The sequence below is a fragment of the Sorangium sp. So ce128 genome, from assembly GCF_051525245.1.
Taxonomy (GTDB): domain Bacteria; phylum Myxococcota_A; class Polyangia; order Polyangiales; family Polyangiaceae; genus Sorangium; species Sorangium cellulosum_B.
This window is the reverse complement of sequence record NZ_CP150313.1, coordinates 9961667-9981139: the sequence shown is the minus strand read 5'-3', so window position 1 is coordinate 9981139 and position 19473 is coordinate 9961667. Positions and strand designations below refer to the sequence as shown.

Here is a 19473-nt window from a genome sequence, read left to right as displayed (position 1 = left end):
TCATCGTAACGGGAAAGCGCGGAGGAAGCGTAGCCCCAAGCCGGAGCGGGACGGCGAGCGGCGCGCATCCGGCTGCCGCCTGGTGTGGGGACGAGCTGCGAGCCGCCCAGACGCCAAGAGAAGAAGATTTGAACGCAAAGCAGCCGTGTTCTTTGTCAAGCGGCGGCGACCTGCCAGGGTCGGTTCGCCTTCACCATCGCGTTGAGGATGGTGAGCAGCTTGTGCATGCACGCCGTGAGGGCGACCTTCGTAGGCTTGCCGGCGGTCTTCAGCCGGTCGTAGAAGGCGCGGATCACGGGGTTGAAGCGCATGCAGGCGACGCTCGCCATGTAGAGCATCGATCGCACCGAGGCTCGTCCACCCCAGATAGCTCGGCGCCCCTTGATCTTGCCGCTGTCGTGGTTGAACGGAGCCAAGCCCACGAGCGCGGCGATCTGCTTGCGGTTGAGCGTGCCCAGCTCGGGCAGGTCGAACAGCAGCGTGCGCGAGGTGCCGGGCCCGACGCCGGGGACCGAGCGCAGCAGCTCGTCCTTGGCGCGCCAGAGCGGGCTCTTTTCGATCTTGTCCTTGAGCTCGTCGTCGAGCTTTTTCAGCTCTTTTTCGAGCGTCTCGATGATGCGGTTGATGCTGCTGACGACGCGCGCGACGCGGCGGGGCCCAACCAAGCCCGAGAGCCGATTCTTCTCGGCCACCAGCATGGTGATCAACTGGCGCCGGCGCGCCAGCAGCAGCTCCAGCTCCAGCGTCGTGGCCTCGGGCATCGGCGTCAGCGGCGGCTGCACGGCGGCGGCAAAGTGCGCGATGCACTTGGCATCGAGCCGATCGGTCTTCGCCTGCCGGCCGGTGGCGCGCGCAAAGTTGCGGATCTGGAGCGGGTTGACCACCGCCACGGGCACGGCCGCGACGCTCAGCACCGCCAACACCGGCATCTCCAGCCCACCGGTAGCTTCCAGCACGACGAGCGTCGGCGACAGCTCGCGTAGCTGGTCCACCAGCGCCTGCAGGCCCTCTTCGTCATGCGCCAGCCGCCCCCCTGCGCTGGAGCCATGAACGGCCCAGTCCAGGTGCTCCTTCGAGACATCGATCCCTACGAACGTGGACACGTCGACCTTTCCCTCACTGAAACGCGGAAACATCAGCCCCAGAAGCCCATCCTTGCGAACGATGCGAGCTATGCCTCAGGCAGCCGTGCGGGCTTATCCAGGACCTACGGCGTGGCGACCCATGCTTTGCGACGGCCTCAAGACCAAGGCGCGAACGGTCTGCCACGCGTAGCTTTGTGGCGGCTCGCCGCGAAATTGTCCACAAATCCACAGGTTGCCGGTCTCCCCCCCGGCCCCCCCTCGGTACGACGACGACGTGGATCCAGAACGCTCGCGGAACATACAAGGCGCAAAGGCGCAAAGACGCCAAGAGAAGAGAGAAAAGCTCGCGAAGGCGCCAGGAGAAGATTGCAACGCCGGCGCTCCAAGGGAGCGAAGGAGGAGAATATTCCCTCTTGTCTTTTGGCGTCTTTGCGCCTTTGCGTCTTTGCGTTCAAATCTTCCTCTCCATCCGACCGGCGCTTCATGCCACCTCGCGCCCCGCGGGTCAGGCGCGGCGAGCGCTTTTGGAGGGCCAGGGACCTCTCTATATCTCCATGAAACAGGCCGCCTATTCAGGGGGAAATCCGCGACGTGACTCGCCTCGCCCAACCGCGGGGCCGGGTCGCCCCAACCTGGGTTGGGGCGGGGGATCCTACGCGGCGGGTCGCGTTGTGCTCCGCATGGAAGCTCTCTATGCTCTGTCCATGCAATGGACACATCGATTGCTTGTAATTCCCGTCGTGAGCTGTCTCGGCTGTGAAGCGAGCGACCCGGAGGCAGGCGTCAGCGCCGGCGGCACGGGTGTTCCGGACGTCTCGGGCGGCACGGGAGGCCGGGGCGGCGCCCGGGACCCGGACTTCGGTGGGATCATCGCTTCGGAGGGAGAGTTCGATCCCATCCCGCTCGAGGGCCTCACGCCCTGCGCAGAGCGCCCGGTGTTCTGCGAAGCTGGAGACACCTCCGAAGACGTTGCGGCGGAGCACCTGCTGGAGATCGGCGAGGATTGCGTCATCGCCACGAACTTTCCGTGCGGCGCTGGGATCGCGGTCAAGTTCGATGAGATGGGCTGCGCCGTCGGGACACAGGATCCTGACATCGACGCGAGAGCGGCGTCCTGCGTCATCGAGGCCATCACGGCGGAGCGATGGGCTTGCGCCACGGGCATGATCGTGCGCGCGGGCGCCTGGACTTGTGAATAACCGGTGCTCGCCTCGACACGCCACCCCGGGCCGCCAACGCCCAAGAGTGGGGTCAAGCAAGTCGATCGGCTCTTGCACACGACGCAGACGCCGGCGCCGCTCGCGTCGCCTGGGAGGTGCGCGGCCGCTCGCGATGATCGCGCTGAGGACGGTCAGGGGGCGACCGACTCGGATCCTGGCGAGCAGTCCCCCGCGAGGGTGCTGCAGCTGAGCCGGTTCTGCATGAAGCTCACCCGCCGCGGGATCTCGACCTGCTTGACGAAATTCGAGAGGACGCCGGTGCCGTCGGGGCCGGGGGTCGCGAACGGCGCCACATGATAGAAGGTGGCGAGCTGCTGGGTCTCGGCGTTATGGCACCCGTTGCAGGTCTGCCCGGCGAACGCGTGGCGCAGCGGCTCGTCCGCGCCGGGGAAGACCCATTTCGTGGCGGAAGGCACGATGTTGCCCTCCGCCTCGCCGCCGAGGAACGAGGGGTCGAGCGGCGTCGCGCCGGCGATGATCCCGGTGCGGTTCGCGAGCAGGAAGGCCTCGAGGCCGGCGTCGCCGTTGAGCTGCTGGTCCGGCGTCTGGGCGGTCTCCACGAGCCGAAGGAAGGCCTGGTAGCCGGTCGGCTCGGGGACGAGGTGGAACTCCCGCCACGACCAGGGAGCACCCATGAGGTCTTCGCTCGTGCGGAGCTGGGCGAGCGCGCTCGCGTTGGGGTTGCCCATCGTGCTGCGCTCGGCGCCGCGCTGCGTGAAGAGATCCGTGATCTCCTGGAGCTCCTGGTTGTACTGGGCGCCGAAGGCGTGCTGCCCGAGCGCGTGGAAGCGGGCAATCCAGCTGTGCCGGTCCGGCGCGATCGAGTTGGTCGGCAGGCGGTACTCGAAGATCACCGTCATTCCACCGATGAAGTGATTCGGCGGAACGATGCCGAACACGAAGCGCGCCTCGCCGCTGCCGCTCGCGTGCAGGTCGGTCCGGTTGAAGATGCCGAGGAGCCGGAACGGCGCCTGCGCGACGTCGAGCTTGCCGTCCGGCCGCGTCGGCCAGAGGTTCAGTAGCGAGAGCGTCCCCCGGTTCGTCGTGGGATAGCCGTTGATCGTCAGCGGCTGGAAGCCCTCCAGCCACTCCGCCACGAAATCCGCAGGATCGACGCCGCTCGGGGTCATCTGCTCGATCAGGTACCGGAAGCTCCAGGGCCCGCCCGTCGCGTTCCAGGTGCGCGCGTCCTGCGTGACCGACGGATCGACGATCGCGATCTCCTTGTAAGGATCGACGGCCGGGCCCGCGCCGCAGGCGCCGGCGCAGGTGAAGCTCTGGATCCGATCGGCCGTGACGCTGCCGAGGTTGACCGTGCTCGGCGTGATCGTCGCGCCCGGCTTGGACGGGGTGAGCGTGTACGTGCCCGCGGGCAAGCCGGTGAAGAGGAAGTTGCCGTGGCTGTCGGTGACGGCCTGCGCGCTCGCAGCGCCGCTGAGCTGGACGATGACGCCGCTCATCCCTGCATTCGAGGTGTCGTTGCCGACGTGCCCCGCGATCGCGACGGCGCCGTTCAACGCAGCCTCGGCGATGTCCAAGGATGGCTGCTCCTCGAGCGGCTCGACTCCGCAGGACGAAAGGACAAGGGCAGAGAGCGCGAGCAGGCGAGAGGGCAAGGGGCGTAACCTGGTTTTCATCGACAAGGATCCTTTCACGACAAGTGGAACGGGCGCGCGGCCGTGCTCGCCCGATCTTGGGCCTCTAAGAAGGTCGGAGCCCCGGTCCGTCAAGAGGTTTTACATTACTTCACAGGCTTTCCACGAGGCGGAGCGCCTGCGCGGCGTCTTCTCGGCGCCGGAGCACGTGATTTCCGGCGGACGCGCGCGCCGCGCCGGATAGGAAACGGTAGAACTCTCGCCCGAGTCAAGCCCCGCGGGGACGGCGCCGGGCGAGCCGTCGTTCGCCCATCCGAACACCCGCTTGCCCCGTCGCAGGGCCGGCGCGCCGTGCTCCGGGCGCAGCTGTGCCTCGACGACCGCGGCGAGCGCTCGCCATGACGGGCTCGGGCGGTGTGCCCAGCTATGCGGCGTCGAACCCGAACGCCATCGGTTCCCACGTTGGGTCGCGTGTGGGTGCTGCCGTTCGCGGGTGTGAGGGGAGGTTGAGATGAACGAGGATGCGGCGCACGGCCTTTGGGTCCGTGATCGTGGAAAGCGCGCGCATCTTCCGTTCGCATCTCGGGCATCGCAAAGCATTGAACCCGAAGGTGCGTTTTATGAGCACGGCCCACTCGACGTAGCGCGACGTTGCGAACAACTCCCCGTCGAGCAGCCGCCCCCAGTGCAAGACCGAGGCGTGTCGCACATCGCGCCGGCGCTTTGGCTCGCCAGACATCTGCGCGGCGCCGAGCCGGTCGTGCGCTCCGATAGTCTGCTGCGCCAGTTCGCGCCGGTCGCCGCCGGCGCCGGTGTTGCGCTGGTGCCCGCCCCGAGCGTCGAGCGTCACGGTCTCGTCCCCGTCAAGCTCGGCGCGGCCCTGCGGCCGGACGCGGCTTTGTTACCGGTGGACGAGCTGTTCCTGGTGACGCACCGGGCGCTGCGCGAGGTGCCGCGGGTGCGCGTCGTGTGGGACCTGCTTCTCGCGCGCGCCGGCGACCGTGCCCGGCAAGGGCGCAGGCAGGCGGCCAGCTAGAACGCTGTCTGTCGACTTCGACCGCTGATGCGGCTTGTCCATCGCATGGGCGCGGCTGCCGGGTCGTGGATGCCTGCCGGCCCGAGAGGCTCCGCATTGTCGCACAGGCCGGCGCCTGTCCGGCGGAATCGCCGCTCCGAGCCGCCGCTCCCGGGGTAACCTCGCGCGATGACCACCGCGGACCACGGAGAGCACATCCCGGCGATGCGGCCGCAGCAATGAGCGAGGACGCTCCCGGCGCGGCTTCGCCCGAGCGATTCTGCAAGGTCGAGGTGCAGGACGCCCGCCGCGACAAGCGCCTCCTCGGGTCCGTGGTCGTCGCATCGCTCGTCGGCACGTTCGCCGCTCCGTGGGGGCTAGCCGTGCTCGGGATGGAGAAGGCCTCGCTCTTCGCCGCGCTGATCGGCCTTGGCAGCTACTTCGCCAGCGCGCTGTCGTTCGCCGGCGCGGACCGCGGACCGGGCGAGCGCCGCCTCCGCGACGGCAGCGTGACGATCGAGGGCGAGCGCCTCCTGATCGCGGAGGGAGCGAAGGAGAGCAGCCTGCCGCTCGCGCGCCTCGCCGGCGGCTGGACGGAGCGGACGCCGAACGGCCACGCCGCGGTGCTGTCGTTCTCGGATGGGCGCGTCGCGGCCGTCGAGCAAGCCTCGGAGGAGGAGGCGATCGACCTCTTGTCGCAGGCCGGGGCGGGGGCGCAGGCGCGCGCGGTGCGGATGCGCACGTACCGCGAGGACTCCAGCGGTCGCAAGATCGCGGGCTGTCTCCTGGCCTTCTTCGTCCTGATCCTCGCCCCGGGTGTGCTGGCGCTGCTGATCCTGCTGTTCACGGCCATCGCGGAGTGGTCAATCGCGCCCCTCGGTCCGATGGCGGCGACGGGCGGGCTCGCGCCGCTCCTGGGCGTCGCGGCCTGGCTCTGGTCCAAGGTGACGCCGAGCTGGGTGCATATCGGCACGGACGGCGTGATGGTCAAGAGCGCGTTCCGGCGGCGGTTCTTCCCGCACAGGGCCATCGTCCAGGTCACTCTCACCCACGGGGGAGTTGGCGGCGCCTATCATTTCATGAAGATCGGCCTGCGGCACGGCGAGTCGATCACCGTCCCGGCGGCCAGCCCCGCCGAGGCCACGGCGCTGATCGAGCGAATTCAGGCCGCTCAGGCCGCCGTCGCGATGCAGGAACGGGCGCGGCTGCTGGAGGTCATCGCGCGCAATGGCCGGCCGCTGGCCGAGTGGAAGAAAGCGCTGGGGTCGCTGGTGGCCAGGACCGGATACCGGACGGCGGGGAACGACCTCGAAGAGGTGCTGCGCATCGTCGAGGACGGCTCTGCGCCGCCGGAGCAGCGCATCGCTGCGGCGCTCGCGGCGCGCCCGCACGGGGGCGAAGCGGTGGAGAAGCGGATCCGCGTCGCCGCCGAGGCGAGCGCCGAGCCGAAGCTGAGGCTGGCGCTGGAGAAGGTGTCCGCGGGGGAGGACGAGGATGATTTGCTGGAGGAGATCGGCGCCGGCGACGCCCGGAAGGCGGCGCGATGAGCGGTGCTATCTGACCGGCTCGCGGCGACGCCGGTGAGATGAACGAAAAGCTCGTGAAGCCGCCAGAAGAAGATTGGAACGCCAGCGTGCCAACGGAGCGAAGGAGGAAATATTCCCTCTTGCCTTTTGGCGTCTTTGCGTCTTTGCGCCTTTGCGTTCAATTCTTCCTCCCCCTCCGACCGGCGCTTCAGGCCACCTCGCGCCCCACGGGTCAGGTGCGGCGAGCGCTTTCATAGGGCCAGGGCCTTCTCTATATCTTCATGGAACAGGCCGCCTGGGCAGGGCGAAAGTCCCTGCGATGCGCGAACGGCGGTTTCTGTGGGGCTATCCATCATAGGAGGGGGCGATGGCAGGATTGCTTCCGGAGTTCCGGAGGTTCATCGACTACGTGTCTCTTGTCTCCCGTAGGCGGGGGCTGCGCCGGGAGCTGCCTGGCGACAGGTTCCTCGCCGAGGTGGTGAGGACGGTCGACGGCGACACGCTCCGCGTGCGCGACGAGAACGGCGTGATCCATCCTGTCCGTATGCTCTCCATCGATACGCCGGAGACGCATTTCCTCGGCGCCTCGCAAGGTTACTGGGCCGAGCTGGCCGCCGAGCGGCTGTCCGAGCTGCTCCCCGACGGCGCCGAGGTCGAGATCCAGACGGACGAACAGCCGTTCGACGCCTACGGCCGCGTCCTCGGATACGTCCTGTCGCGCGGTCGGCTCATCAACCGGCAGATGCTGGAGGAGGGCCTGGCGACGACCTACATCGTCGCCCCGAACCTCCGGTATGCCCGGGAGCTCGCCGAGGCCGCGCGGCGGAGCTTCGCCGAGCGCCGCGGCATGTTCGGCGACGCCAGCGTCCTGCTCCCGTACGAGTTCCGGTGGAGGATGCGAGGCCAGTCGAGCGCGAAGCTCGTCGGCAGCCTGTCCCGAGGCGAGGTGGTCGATCTGACGGAGCGGGAGCGGGTCCCCGTCTGGGATCGGGTGTTCTTCTTCGACGCGAAGGACGTCAAGGCGCCGTTCTTCCGCGTCAAGCCGGAGCGGGACGAACAGGGCGGCTGAACGGATCGCCGTGGGGCGCGCGCTCGCGCCGCGTGCGCCCCGGTCGCGCACGCGGCGCGACGCGGACCATGATGCCACGGATCGTGGCAGTTTGCCTCGCGCCGCCCCGCACATCGGCTGGACGGAGCGCGCTCGTGAGCTCCGTGGGCACGGTGACCCGCGATGGCGCGAGGCGTGCTCGCTCGCCGATCCGAGCGAGGAGGCACGATCTCCCGCGCAAATTGCCCCGCTCCGCGCCTGATCAGGAACGGAGCGCACAGCGGGCGCGCCCCTGGCACAGGAGTCGCCTGCGGGCGGAACTGCCCATGGCGCCTCGGCTGTTTGCCCGGCGAGCCGCCCTTCGTGTGCACGGGGCGGGAGCTCCGCGCGCCGGGAGGCGGGGCGCTCGGCCAGCCATTTCTGACGACGTACCCCTCGTGAAGGAGCCGCTCGTATGCCTGTGAAGGGAATGGATATCACGTGCATGGTCGCGTGCACTGCCGCGCTCTCGCTCGGCCTCGTGAACTGCGCCACGACGCCGGGGGCGGTACCTCTGGCGCCTGACAGCACGCGTGGCGCGCCGCCGGGGACGCCCGAGGCGGTCGCGCCGGCGGGCCCGAGGGCGCCCATGAACGCGTATCCGCCGCCCGGCCCCGCCACGCCGCGCACGAGCTACCTCCCTGTCGACGACAAGGAGCCGTTCGCCGCGGTGATGGCCCGGATGAAGGCCGACAAGCCCGCGTTGATGAAGCGCCAGAAGACGCTGCTCGAGGCGCGGTACGACCTCGCCAACCGCCCCGCGCCGGGGGTCACCATGTCGCGCGGAAAGCCCGTTCAGGGCGGCGTCCGGGTGAAGCTCGAGAAGGGGACGACGTGGGAATCGCTGGCCGCGCTCACGCCCGACGCCATCCGGGACCAGGGCCTCTGGCCGCAGGGCTTCCTGCCGCTGCCCCACCCGAACCATCCGGAGGGAGGGATGGTCTTCCCGAAGTTCGAGATCGAGGAGATCAAGCGCCAGGAAGGGCGCGACCTCACGCGCTTCGATCTCGACTTCGACCTGCCGGACCACGTCGTCTCCGAGTTCCCGCCGCCGATCTACCTCACCACGCGGCCTGATCTGGGCGACGTCTCCAGGGGGCAGCTCGTCACCATCGCCAACTTCTACGAGCTCTTCAACGGGATCCTGAACCCGAAGCAGCTCGAGGGGCTCCGCCTCCTCGTCACGCCTTTTCCGCAGCAGCAGTTCAACGCGACCGCGGATCGGCGCTCGGAGAGGGCGAGCCTCGGCGTCGCCTGCTTCGATTGCCACGCCAACGGGCACACGAACAACGCGACCCACCTCGTGGGCGACATCCGACCGCAGGAGTTCCGTCACCGGATCGACACCCCGACCCTGCGCGGCGTGAACATCCAGCGCCTCTTCGGCTCGCAGCGCGCGCTCAAGACCGTCGAGGACTTCACCGAGTTCGAGCAGCGAGGGGCGTACTTCGACGGCGACATCGTCATCGCCGTGAAGAAGGGGATCAACATCCTGGACCGCGGGCACCAGGTCCACGCGATGGCCGAGTTCCAGGAGATCCTCGACTTCCCCCCGGCGCCGAAGCTCGCGTTGAACGGGCGCCTCGATCCCGCGAAGGCCACGCCGGAGGAGCTCCGTGGAGAGCAGATCTTCAACGGCAAGGGCCAGTGCGCGACGTGCCATGCCGCGCCGTACTACACGGACAACCTGATGCACAACCTGCGGGCGGAGCGCTTCTTCAAGCCCGTGCTCATCAACGGACGGATGGCGACCGCGGACGGCCCCATCAAGACGTTCCCGCTGCGCGGCATCAAGGACAGCCCTCCCTACCTGCACGACGGGCGCCTGCTCACGCTGGAGGACACCGTGGAGTTCTTCAACCTCGTGCTCGGCACGAAGCTGACAGCGCAGGAGAAGGCGGATCTCACGGCGTTCCTTCGGGTGCTCTAGAAAGGCAGCGGCTATCGCCGCTCGCGGGGACCTTTTCCCGCCGCCGCTCCGCAGGAGAGGCGCGCCGCGATGCCGTCGAGCACGCAGTCGAGACCCCTGTCGAACGCGGCGTCGGCCGGCGGGTGGGTGGCGTCCTCGACCACCTTGGCGAGCGTCGGGAAACGGCCGGTGGCGATCATCCGGCGGATGTACGCCTCCGACGCCCGCTGCCATTCGGTCTGATCCAGGCCACTGGCGACCTCGGCGCGCAGCTCGTTGGCCTCGGCGCGGATGGCGCCGATCACGTAGGCGTTGACGGTCCCGACCGCCATCATGACGGCGTCGATGTCCTCGAAGCCCGGTGCGCCGCTCAGCGCGGCGAGCGAGGCCTCGAGGTGCGCGAGGGCGTTCGGGCCCAGATGGGGACGGCCGCCCAGCAGATCGATGAACCACCCGTGCTCCCTGGCCGCCCGACGGGTGCGGTGGGCAATCGTCCGGAGGGCCTCGCGCCAGCCGCCAGGGATGGGCCCCGCGGACGCCATCTCCCCGTACACCGCGTCCACCATCAGCTCGAGCAGCTCTTCCTTGGTGTCCAGGTAGCCGTAGAGGCGCATCGGGCCGGCGTCGAGCGAAGCCCCGATCTTGCGCAGGGACACCGCGGCGAGGCCTTCCGCGTCGGCGAGCGCGATGGCCGCGCGCACGATCCGGTCTCTGCTCAGCGGCCCGGGAGCGGGACGGAGCGCCGGCTCCGGGCGGTCCCAGATGAGGGAGGCGCCGGTCACGTGCGGTTTTTTCTGCCGTGCGGTCATCGCTCGTCTTGTTCGCATCAGCAGCCGGTTGACAACAAATCCGACGCGATACACTGTATCGTAGTGATACACTGTATCAAAGGACGGTTCTCATGCACGTAGAATCGACGTCGGTGCTCGTGGTCGGGGGCAGCCTGGTCGGCCTGTCGGCCGCGGTGTTCCTGGCCTGGCGAGGTGTGCGCACGGTGCTGGTCGAACGGCACGCTGGCAGCTCGCCGCATCCACGCGCGATCGGCTACACGCCGAGGACGCTGGAGCTCTACCGCGCGGTCGGGCTTGGGCCGCACATCCCGCAGGTGCCGCCCGGCTTCCGGCTGCGCCGGGCTCGGGTCGAGAGCCTGGCCGGGGCGTGGTTCGAGGAGGTCCCGTGGACGCCCGGGGAGCAGGTGGCGCCCGCGATCGAGCGATCGCCGTGCGCGGGCGCCGCGATCGCCCAGGATCGCCTCGAGCCCAGGCTTCGAGACAGGGCGATCGAGCTCGGCGCCGACGTGAGGCTCGAGACCGAACTGACCCGCTTCGAGCAGGACCCAGGCGGCGTGACCGCCTGGCTGCGCGGGCGCGACGGGCGAGAGATCGCGCTGCGCGCTTCCTACCTGGTGGCGGCGGACGGCCACCGCAGCGCGATCCGCGAGGCGCTCGGGATCGGCCGCGCCGGGAGAGGGCACATCCGGACGGCGCGCAGCGTCCTCTTCCGGGCTCCGCTCGAGGAGTACCTCCGAGCGGGGGTCACGCAGTTCGCGATCGAGCAGCCGGGCTTCAGCGCATTCCTCACCACCTACGGCGATGGCCGCTGGGTGCTGATCTTCTGGGATGACGAGGAGCGCGACGCGGCGACGTTGAGAGCGCTGATCTCCAGGGCGATCGGCAGGCCGGACCTGGAGATCGAGATCGTCACCACCGGGCGCTGGGAGATCAGCGCCCTCGTCGCCGATCGATTCATGTCCGGCAGGGTGTTCCTCGCCGGGGACGCCGCGCACACGCTGCCGCCCAACCGGGGCGGTTACGGCGCGAACACCGGCATCGAGGACGCCCACAACCTCGCGTGGAAGCTCTCTGCGGTCCTCTCCGGCGCGTCGGCGCCGGATCTGCTCGACACGTACGACGCCGAGCGGCGCCCGATCGCGTGGCTCCGGCACCACCAGATCTTCGCCCGGGAAGACTACAAGGCGCACGCGGGCGGGACCGCCGGAGGCGCGCCGATCCTCGACGACGACGCCATGGAGCTCGGGCAGCTGGTCCGATCGACGGCGGTGCTCGGCGCCGGGGACGAACTCCCGCCGGCGTTGCGGCCCGAGCAATGGGCGGGTCAGCCCGGCACGCGCGCGCCGCACGTGTGGGTGGTGAGGGGCGGCGAGCGGCTGTCGACGCTCGATCTGTTCCAGCGACGCTGGGTGCTGCTCACCGAGGACGCGCGGTGGTGCGCCGCCGCAGCGCAGGTCGGCGATCAGCTGGGCATCGAGCTCGAATGCATCCGCATCGGCGCGGAGGTGCTGCCATCCGATGAAGGAGCGTTCTCCAGGGCGTTTGGCCTCGGGGCCGGGGGAGCGTCGCTGGTCCGCCCGGATGGCTACGTGGCCTGGCGCTCGCTCGACCTGCCGGCGGATCCGCGCGGCGCGCTCGCCGGTGCCCTCGGGCGGGTGTCGTCCGCCGCGCGCCGCACCGGCGAGCGCGACGCCCTCACGTAGGTCGTCGCCTGAGCGCGTCCTTGGTTGGACAGGAGATCATGGCGAGCTGTCCGGCCCTTCGACGGATCACGGGAGCGCGACGCTGACCGGCGTGCTGCTTGCGGTGCCGGGTATGGATCCTCCGTTGCCAAGTTGCCCATCGACGTCGGCGCCCCAGCACTTGGCTCCACCGCCCGAGATGGTCGCGCATGTCGACGAGTATCCTCCAGCCATCAGCGTCGGGTTGCTGAGGCTCCCGACAGAGACCGGTGACGTCCTGTTGGTCGTGGTGCCGTCCCCCAGCTGATAGTTGCCGTTCGAGCCCCAGCAGGATGCGCCCCCACCGGCGTGAACCACGCAGACATAGGTGTAACCGGCGTCGATCGACACAGCGTCGCTGATCCCGGTGACCGTAACCGCGGTGGTGCTGTAGGTGGGCGACGACGAGCCTATCCCGAGCTCACCTGAGCCGTTACGTCCCCAGCACTTCACCGTCGCGTCGGACAGAAGGGCGCAGGTGTGATTGTTACCGCGCGTCACGGCGGTCGCCGTCGAGATGCCTGTCACGCTCACAGGCGTCTGCCTGAGCGTCTGGGTGCCGTCTCCGAGCTGACCGAGGTAGTTGTCTCCCCAGCACGAGACGGCTCCCGTGCTGTGGAGGGCACAGGTGGAATAGGATCCAGCTGAGATGGCCACCGCATCTGTGATACCGGAGACCGTCACCGGTGTGAGCTGGTCGGTCGCGGCGTTCGAATCCCCGATCTGCCCGTGCAGGTCCGATCCCCAGCACTTGATGGAGCCCCCGGAGAGCAATGCGCAGCTGTGTTCGTATCCCGTTGTCACGGCGACGACTCCCGACGAGAGGCCCGAGACCGCCGTCGGGGAGTAACGTCTTGTACGGGTCCCGTCGCCGAGCTTCCCGTAACCATTGCTCCCCCAGCAATAGGCGGCCCCGCCGTCAACGGCGCAGGTGTGGTAGAAATTCGCCGCTATACCGACGACGCTGGACAGCCCCGGGACCTGCACCGGGCTGCTCGAGCTCGTGGTCGTTCCATCACCGAGCTCGCCGCCGCTGTTGAAGCCCCAGCAGTACGCCGTGCCGTCGGCCAGAGCAGCACAGGCATGCGAGCTGCCGACCGTGAGCGCCACGGCGACGCTCAGGGGCTGCTCGGTCGACGCGACCTCCTCGGAGAGCTCCGCGCCTTGCTCTCCTCCACACGCCACCAGCGCCACGGCGGCACACAGCAGGGACACCGATCCTGACACCTTGCTCACATGAACCTCTCTTCGGTTGATGACGGAAAGACAAGACGACGGCACACGTCTATCACGGTGCAGGATGTAAGCTCAACAACATTTTTGATGTGCGTCGCGAGTCACGGACAGCAGGAAAACGACGCGGTCGGCGCAGGGCTACTCCTGCGACAACACGCGACGGCTGCCCGGTGAGCTCTCGTCGGGAGCGGGCTTTCCCCGGCCATGGACTTTCAGACGAGCTCGCGAAATCAACGGCGAAGCGGGCCGCGCTCGATGCCCGTGGAGCCTCTCGCCCGAAAGCCCGGCGCGAGGCTCCGCAAGGGTTCGCCCACGTTCCCGCGCCTCGAAAAGGACAAGGAAGCCGAGCTCAGGGCGGCTGGATCCACCATTGTTGATTGGCTGCGTTGCTCCAGGTCCACTGGTTCACCTTGGCGCCGTCCGCCGTCGAAGCGCCGAGCACGTTCAGCACCTTCGCGCTGTGCTTGCTGACCAGGCGATACGTCCCATCGCCGTTGGCGGCCACCTGCCAGAGCTGGTTGTCACCGCCGTGCCACGGCCATTGCAACACGTCCGCGCCATCCTCCGTGGAGAAGCTGGATACGTCCAGCGCCTTACCGCTGTGAAGCGCCGTTATCTTGTAATAGCCGTTTCCCTGGTAGGCAAAGAGCCAGCGTTGGTTGTCCCCTCCACCATAAGGCCATTGTAGGATGCCGGCTCCGTCCGCCACCGACCACTCACTGACGTCGAGCGCCTTGCCGCTGCCGCGGCCGATAACCTTGTAGGTGCCGTCGGGGATGGTACGCCCCGCGGACGGCGTCGCCCCGCGCCGTGAGAATCGGCGGTTCCTCGACGTGAAGAAGTACTGCGCCTGCGAAGGTATCCTGTTGTGCCGAGAGCCGGACAACCACCTCAGCGTCGTGGCCGACGGGTCGCTCGCCGACGGGTCGATGAGCACCTCGGCCAGGACCTGGGTCTTTCCCTTGTCCCAGTCGTAACGCCACAAGATTTCCTTGTGCCCAGAGCTGGCCGTCGTGCAGTACGTCTCGTAGGAGTTCTTCACGGCCATGGCCATCCACGGGGTATCGGGGGATTCCGACTCCTCATCGACGTTGGCCCGCAGCTCGATCACCGGGCTGAAGCCGGGGCCGCCCCAGTTCGAAGGACCGCTCCCCCACCAGTACGCGCGCCCTGTCTCTGCCGTGTCGCTGGTGATGAAAGCCTGTCCGTTCGGCCACCATGTGACGAAGCAAGGGCCGTTGTAAAACTGGCTCCCTCCGCCCGGCCACTGGGTGATGATCTCGGTGCTCCACGTCCGACCGCCGTCCTGACTGACGTAATAACCAGGTGTCCCGTCCGAGCTCACGTCGGGCACGGTGTCCCCCAGGAACATGTGGTGTATGTTGGAGAAGTCGGGGTTCACGTGATAGCCGTGAATGTGACGGAAATAGCCCGAGAATTTCGTCACATTCGCGTCGAACCCCGCGTCCACCACGTCCAGCCTCCACGTGGCCCGGAGCGGGTCAGACGACCGGAATATCCCTCGGTGGGAGCCGTGCGGCTTCTGGGCGGCCGTGCTGCTTCCGTACTCCGAGATGATCAAGCGACCGCCGATGTCATCCTCCGTGATGTTCCAGAACGGACACAGCAATCCATTGTCCGGATCCATCCACGAGAACAACTGGACGAACGGGTCGGTCGTAGGCCTGTAGCTCGCGTCGCGCATCAGACGGGCGCCGCTTCGCCAGATCAGCGGCCCCGGCCGCCATCCGATGATGATGTTGTCGTACTGATCGATGTAGATCGAGCGATATTGGTTCAGGTTCTTGTCGCCGTCTGGGATATCGATCGTCCAGACCACGATGAAGCTCGTGAAGTAGTCGCTGGAGCGGAGCACGACCACCTGGTTCTTGGCCGACGTGGGGCTGCCGATCGCCCAGACGACCTCCGTGAGCTCCTCATGAAAGAAGTGAAAGATGTCGTACCCTGGCGCGACGAGGGTGTACGGCTGGAGGCTCAACGTCTGGCTATCACCGGTGTTGTCGCCGCTGGTCTGCACGACCTGTACGTCGATCGCGCTCGACGCAGGGAAGGAGAAGAGCGATCCGTGGACGAGGCCCGTCACCGTGGAGATCGCGTCGATCGGGCGCCCCTGGCCGTCGATCGCGGTGACGCTGAACTGCGCGGTATACCTGTCGTCGACGGAGGAGAAGTTCCGGAACACGAACTGCCCGTTCGTCGCGTCAACGACGCCGCGTTGACTGATCCCGACATTTGCATTGGCCATGGCTCTCACCTCGTGTAAGCGGCGCGGGTGGCCCGGACCCGCGAACGAGCGGCCGAGCCATCCATGGATCCATCGACCTCGTACGTGCCGTGAGCGACTCTCCCCTGGTTCAAAGCCGGGTCGATCGCCGCGTCCTCAGCGAATCTCCTGCGAAAGCGAGCTCCGCGTCGCGTCGCGTCGCCAGGCGCATACGTTGGCGGAAGATGTGTGCGCCTGATTGACGCAAGGCTACGCTATCTTGGAAGCGGAGGGCTGTCGATGGGGGGCACGCGCACCGAGATCCCGTCGCCTGGCGGTACGAGGATGGTCCGCCGGACGCCGTGGTTCCTGCGTCCCTGCCGGTGTCGCCGGCGGCAGCCCGAGCAGCCGACCGGGCGCTCCGTGAACGACCCGGGCCGCCCCGTCATCCCCGAAGGCGACAGCGGGGCTCAGGATGCCGGTAGATTCTGGTGGATGGTCGGCCCGGTCCGAGGCGCCGTGGCCGGCGCGTCGAAGGATCGTCGAGCTGACCTGGGGGACGCTCGCCTCCGGCCCGGGTCCGGCTCACCTCAGGTAGTCGGAGATCGCGTCGTACCAGCGGCCTGCCATCCGGGCGTAGCCGGCCTTGTTGGGATGGACCCCGTCGCCGAGCTCGGACGTGGGGAAATCCTTGAACTGATCGACGAAGAGGACGTGCGCGCCCTTGCTGGCGCGCGCCTCGACCAGCGCGGGGATCTTGGCGTTGTACGTACTGACCGCGTTTGCGCCGCTCGGGAAAGGAATGATGTTGCTCACGACGATCAGCGCGTCGGGCGCCTCGGCGATCAGCTCGTCGATGAGCGCGCCCAGGCGGGTGTCGGCGCCGTTCGGCTCTCGATACATGTCGTTGGTGCCGGCGTGGAGCAGCACGATGTGCGGCATCTCCCGGAGCCCCGGGGTCGGTATACGATTGGCGATCTGCTGGATCGTCTCTCCGCTGATGCCCTCGTGATTGCGGGGGAACGGCTTGCCATCGACCATCGCGGGGCCGTTCCCCGGCTGGCTGCCCGTGAAGGTGACCTCGTGGCCGTCCTGCGTGGCGAGGTGGAAGAGCTCGACCCGGTAGCCGCCGTCGGAGCCGAGACCGAAGGTGATCGAGTCCCCGAGGGGCAGGATCTTGCAGGCGCCCGTCGCAGGGCAAGGCTGGAACCCTGCATCCGGAGAGCCCCCGCTCCCGCTCGTTCCTTCCGCTGCGCTGCTGCTGCTGCTCGCGCCCCCAGCCCCTCCGGCGCTGCTCGAGCTGCTGGAAGAAGCCCCACCGCCCGAACCGCTGGTGGCCGTCGTGCTGCTCGCTCCGCTCGTGGTCGAGGAGACTCCCGAGCCCTCACCCGCGCTCGTCGTCTGGGCGCTGCCGGAGGAAGAAGCACCTCCTCCGGAGCCGCCCGAGCCGTCGGACGACCCATCGGAAGCGCTGGAGCAGGCCATGGAACCGACCAAGAGAAGGCCCACGAGCGGAATCCCGCGGGCAAAGGTGCCGAATGCGCCACGACGGACGAGCAGCGGAGAGGTCGAGGTAGACATGTGAGCAGCGCTCCCGGTCAGCGACCGAATAAAATTGTGTTGTAAGCAGAGAGAGCGGGAGCTCGGCGCAGTGTCACACCACCCGCACAGCCTCTGCGAGGAAGTGAAGGGAAGGGTACGTGGCGCTCGCAGCGAGGTCGTTCAAATTCCCGGCGAAGGTTTTCAGGATCCCGACGCGCGGGATCCGATCCACCCGGCGCCCGCGAGCAGAGGTGTGTGTGCGCTCACATGCCGGGCGCACGAGGGGCTTGACCCCCGTGTTCCTCGACGTCGACGATGCTCCGGGGCGACCCCAGGCATGACCGCGGAGTTCTCAGCAAAGTACGGGGCGGCTCTCACCGGATCGGACTGGGTGGGGCTGCCCCTCCGGATCGGGTACGTGCCCGAGAGCGGCCGGATCGAGGGGCTCTCGGCGGAGAGTGATGCGGTCCTGGTGTGGACGGGAGGCCCCTCGCAGGTCGACATTCACTTCGCGGAGCCGACGTCGGGCGAGGTCCGGGAGCATTCCTTCGAGCGGCTCTCGGGAATGATGGACCTCTTGCCGCGGAGGACAAGGCTGTACAGCGTCGCGTGGCGGGGACGGCCCTCCGTGTGCACGTCGGTGAACTTCCCCGAAGCATCCATGTTGGCTCTCTGTGCATCTCCGTCCGCCGTGCTGGTGCCGGAGCGGGAGCCACGGTTCGGTCTGGTCGACGCCCATGTCGTCGACCTGGTCCGTCGCCTGCAGGCGCAGGCCGAGCGGCAGGAGTACTTCGGGGCCGTCTACGTGCAGTCGCTCTGCCTGGCGCTGGCTTCCTACCTATCGGCGCGGTACGGAGCGGGATCAGGGGCGGAGATCTCGCTGCGCAACGCGAGCCTCTCGAGGAGCCAGCGAACCCAGATCGAAAAATTCGTGGACAGCGAGCTCTCCTCGAACTTCGGGCTCGTCGACCTGGCGGGGCTGGTGGGCTACTCGCCGGACCATTTCTCGCGCTTGTTCAAGAGCGCCTTTCACCAGACTCCCCACCAGTACGTCATTTCGCGCCGCATCGAGAAGGCGATGACCATGCTCCAGGACGAGCGGCTGTCCATCGCGGAGATCGCGCTGGAGTGTGGCTTCGCCAATCAGGGGCACCTCACGACGGCGTTCAAGCGCCGTACGGGGACGACGCCGGGCGCCTATCGAAAGAAGTGAGCGCCCGGCCGGGCTCCTCGGGCGCAGGGGATCCCCTCGCGCCGAGCAGCGCCTGGCGCTCCGGCGCGCGCCGGGCCGCGCCTTCCGCGACCCGCATGAGCGGCCGCGCGCGGCTTCCGCGATCACTGGATCAGCGAGGTCGGCGGGCCCTCGGCTTCGTCCTGGGATCCATCGAGCATCAGGCCCGGATCGACCGGCGCCACCGCGCTTCGCAGGGCGAGTTGCCGCTGCAGTAGCTGCTTGGTCCGCAGGACGCCCGACACCGCGCGGATGAGGCTCCGGTGATCCGCGCCGAAGTCGATCCGCGGCACCGAGAACGGCGCGTCCGCGGAGCTACGGAATCCGCTGACCGTCGCATAGTCGCCAGGCCAGTTGGTCACGGCGCCCAGGAAGCCGAGCCGGCGGAGCGTCGCGCGCTCGCGAGGACCGAAGTCCGTCCCCACGTGCCCGTTCGGATAACAAAAGATGGGGACCGGGCGCCTGGCCTCGGCGCGCAGGCGCGCCCAGGACACGTGGATCTCGTGCTTCGATTGCGCGTCGGTCGTCCTGGAGAGCACCGGATGGGTGACCGTGTGCGGACCGAACGTGATGCCGCGCGCCTCGCACGCGCGGACGTCATCCCACGACATGGGCGCGTACCGCGCGGGAGGGCGCGCCGGGAGATCGACCTCGGCCGCGGCGGCGAGCAGCTGGATGGCGCGGAGCTTCTCGGTCTCGGGCACGCGCTTGCAGCGCTCCATGAACCGCCGCGCGAGCTGCGCGCGCGGGACGCCGCCGTCCAGGCGGATGACGTGGCGGAGGCCTCCCACCATCACGCTGAACTCGCGGCGCCGCGTCGTCTCGAACACGTGCTCCACGCGGTGCCACCAGCACCACAGATGGCCGTCCAGATAGCCGCTCACCACGAAGATGGTGGCCGGGCAATCGAACTCCGCGAAGATCGGCGCGGCGACCGTCGCCTGGTCGATCGTGCCGTCATCCATCGTGAAGGCGACGGCCCGGTCGATGGACGGCTCCTCGCCCGCGAGGCCTCGGAACACCCGCTCGAGCGACACGAGCGGATACCGCTCGCTTCTCAGGAACTGCAGCGCGCGCCGGAGGGCGCGCGGATCGAGGCCCTCGATCCCGCGATCCGGGTCGGCGAGCCGATGCATCACGATGATGGTCGAATGGCCGTGCATCATCGGCGTGAATGGCCGCGTCGCCCACGGCGCGGCCAGGAGATCGGAGAGCCATCGCATTGCGTTCGACATGAGTCGTCCCCCCTCGAGAGCGTTTGAAACCAGCAGCGTTCGGCGACGGCGGTGCT

General features: G+C 68.4%; 14 protein-coding genes. 7 read left to right on the top strand and 7 right to left on the bottom strand.

Annotation, left to right across the window (positions count from 1 at the left end):
* Nucleotides 1-155 precede the first annotated feature (155 nt).
* Nucleotides 156-1136, bottom strand: coding sequence for an IS110 family transposase (locus WME82_RS37840; RefSeq protein WP_438039300.1), 981 nt, complete (start codon nucleotides 1134-1136; stop codon nucleotides 156-158).
* Between the two features lie 653 nt (nucleotides 1137-1789).
* Here WME82_RS37840 and WME82_RS37835 point away from each other — a divergent pair.
* Nucleotides 1790-2284 (top strand): hypothetical protein, encoded by a 495-nt coding sequence (locus WME82_RS37835; RefSeq protein ID WP_438039299.1) that lies wholly within the window; start codon nucleotides 1790-1792, stop codon nucleotides 2282-2284.
* A 152-nt stretch (nucleotides 2285-2436) separates the two neighbouring features.
* Here WME82_RS37835 and WME82_RS37830 read toward each other — a convergent pair whose 3' ends face one another.
* Complete coding sequence (locus WME82_RS37830) at nucleotides 2437-3942, bottom strand: carboxypeptidase regulatory-like domain-containing protein (RefSeq protein ID WP_438039298.1); 1506 nt, start codon at nucleotides 3940-3942, stop codon at nucleotides 2437-2439.
* A 469-nt stretch (nucleotides 3943-4411) separates the two neighbouring features.
* On the opposite strand from WME82_RS37830, the gene WME82_RS37825 reads away from it, so the two are divergent.
* From WME82_RS37825 to WME82_RS37810, 4 genes are all read left to right on the top strand, one after another.
* Nucleotides 4412-4936 carry a hypothetical protein gene (locus WME82_RS37825; RefSeq protein WP_438039297.1) on the top strand — a complete coding sequence of 175 codons (525 nt, stop codon included), beginning with the start codon at nucleotides 4412-4414 and terminating at the stop codon, nucleotides 4934-4936.
* 218 nt (nucleotides 4937-5154) lie between these two features.
* A complete protein-coding gene (locus WME82_RS37820; protein ID WP_438039296.1) occupies nucleotides 5155-6462 on the top strand; it encodes a hypothetical protein in 1308 nt (435 codons plus the stop codon).
* Nucleotides 6463-6808: 346 nt separating this feature from the next.
* Entirely contained in the window at nucleotides 6809-7510 is a 702-nt protein-coding gene (locus tag WME82_RS37815) for a thermonuclease family protein (protein WP_438039295.1), read from the top strand.
* Nucleotides 7511-8117: 607 nt separating this feature from the next.
* Nucleotides 8118-9458, top strand: a complete 1341-nt coding sequence (locus tag WME82_RS37810; RefSeq protein WP_438044971.1) for a cytochrome B6 — start codon at nucleotides 8118-8120, stop codon at nucleotides 9456-9458.
* An 11-nt stretch (nucleotides 9459-9469) separates the two neighbouring features.
* Here the strand turns inward: WME82_RS37810 and WME82_RS37805 are convergent, their stop codons facing one another.
* Nucleotides 9470-10264 (bottom strand): TetR/AcrR family transcriptional regulator, encoded by a 795-nt coding sequence (locus WME82_RS37805; protein ID WP_438039294.1) that lies wholly within the window; start codon nucleotides 10262-10264, stop codon nucleotides 9470-9472.
* Between the two features lie 74 nt (nucleotides 10265-10338).
* Here WME82_RS37805 and WME82_RS37800 point away from each other — a divergent pair, with 74 nt between their 5' ends.
* Nucleotides 10339-11931: an FAD-dependent monooxygenase gene (locus WME82_RS37800; RefSeq protein WP_438039293.1), complete on the top strand. Its 1593-nt coding sequence runs from the start codon at nucleotides 10339-10341 to the stop codon at nucleotides 11929-11931.
* A gap of 66 nt (nucleotides 11932-11997) precedes the next feature.
* On the opposite strand, the gene WME82_RS37795 is transcribed toward WME82_RS37800, so the two are convergent.
* The 3 genes from WME82_RS37795 to WME82_RS37785 form a co-directional block, all read right to left on the bottom strand.
* Nucleotides 11998-13164 carry an RCC1 domain-containing protein gene (locus WME82_RS37795; protein WP_438039292.1) on the bottom strand — a complete coding sequence of 389 codons (1167 nt, stop codon included), beginning with the start codon at nucleotides 13162-13164 and terminating at the stop codon, nucleotides 11998-12000.
* Between the two features lie 370 nt (nucleotides 13165-13534).
* Complete coding sequence (locus WME82_RS37790; RefSeq protein WP_438039291.1) at nucleotides 13535-15451, bottom strand: RICIN domain-containing protein; 1917 nt, start codon at nucleotides 15449-15451, stop codon at nucleotides 13535-13537.
* 543 nt (nucleotides 15452-15994) lie between these two features.
* Complete coding sequence (locus WME82_RS37785; protein WP_437912903.1) at nucleotides 15995-16894, bottom strand: SGNH/GDSL hydrolase family protein; 900 nt, start codon at nucleotides 16892-16894, stop codon at nucleotides 15995-15997.
* 394 nt (nucleotides 16895-17288) lie between these two features.
* Between WME82_RS37785 and WME82_RS37780 the strand changes: the two genes are divergently transcribed.
* Complete coding sequence (locus WME82_RS37780; protein WP_438039290.1) at nucleotides 17289-18164, top strand: helix-turn-helix domain-containing protein; 876 nt, start codon at nucleotides 17289-17291, stop codon at nucleotides 18162-18164.
* Nucleotides 18165-18286: 122 nt separating this feature from the next.
* On the opposite strand, the gene WME82_RS37775 is transcribed toward WME82_RS37780, so the two are convergent.
* Nucleotides 18287-19417, bottom strand: coding sequence for a polysaccharide deacetylase family protein (locus WME82_RS37775; protein WP_438039289.1), 1131 nt, complete (start codon nucleotides 19415-19417; stop codon nucleotides 18287-18289).
* Between the last annotated feature and the right edge of the window lie 56 nt (nucleotides 19418-19473).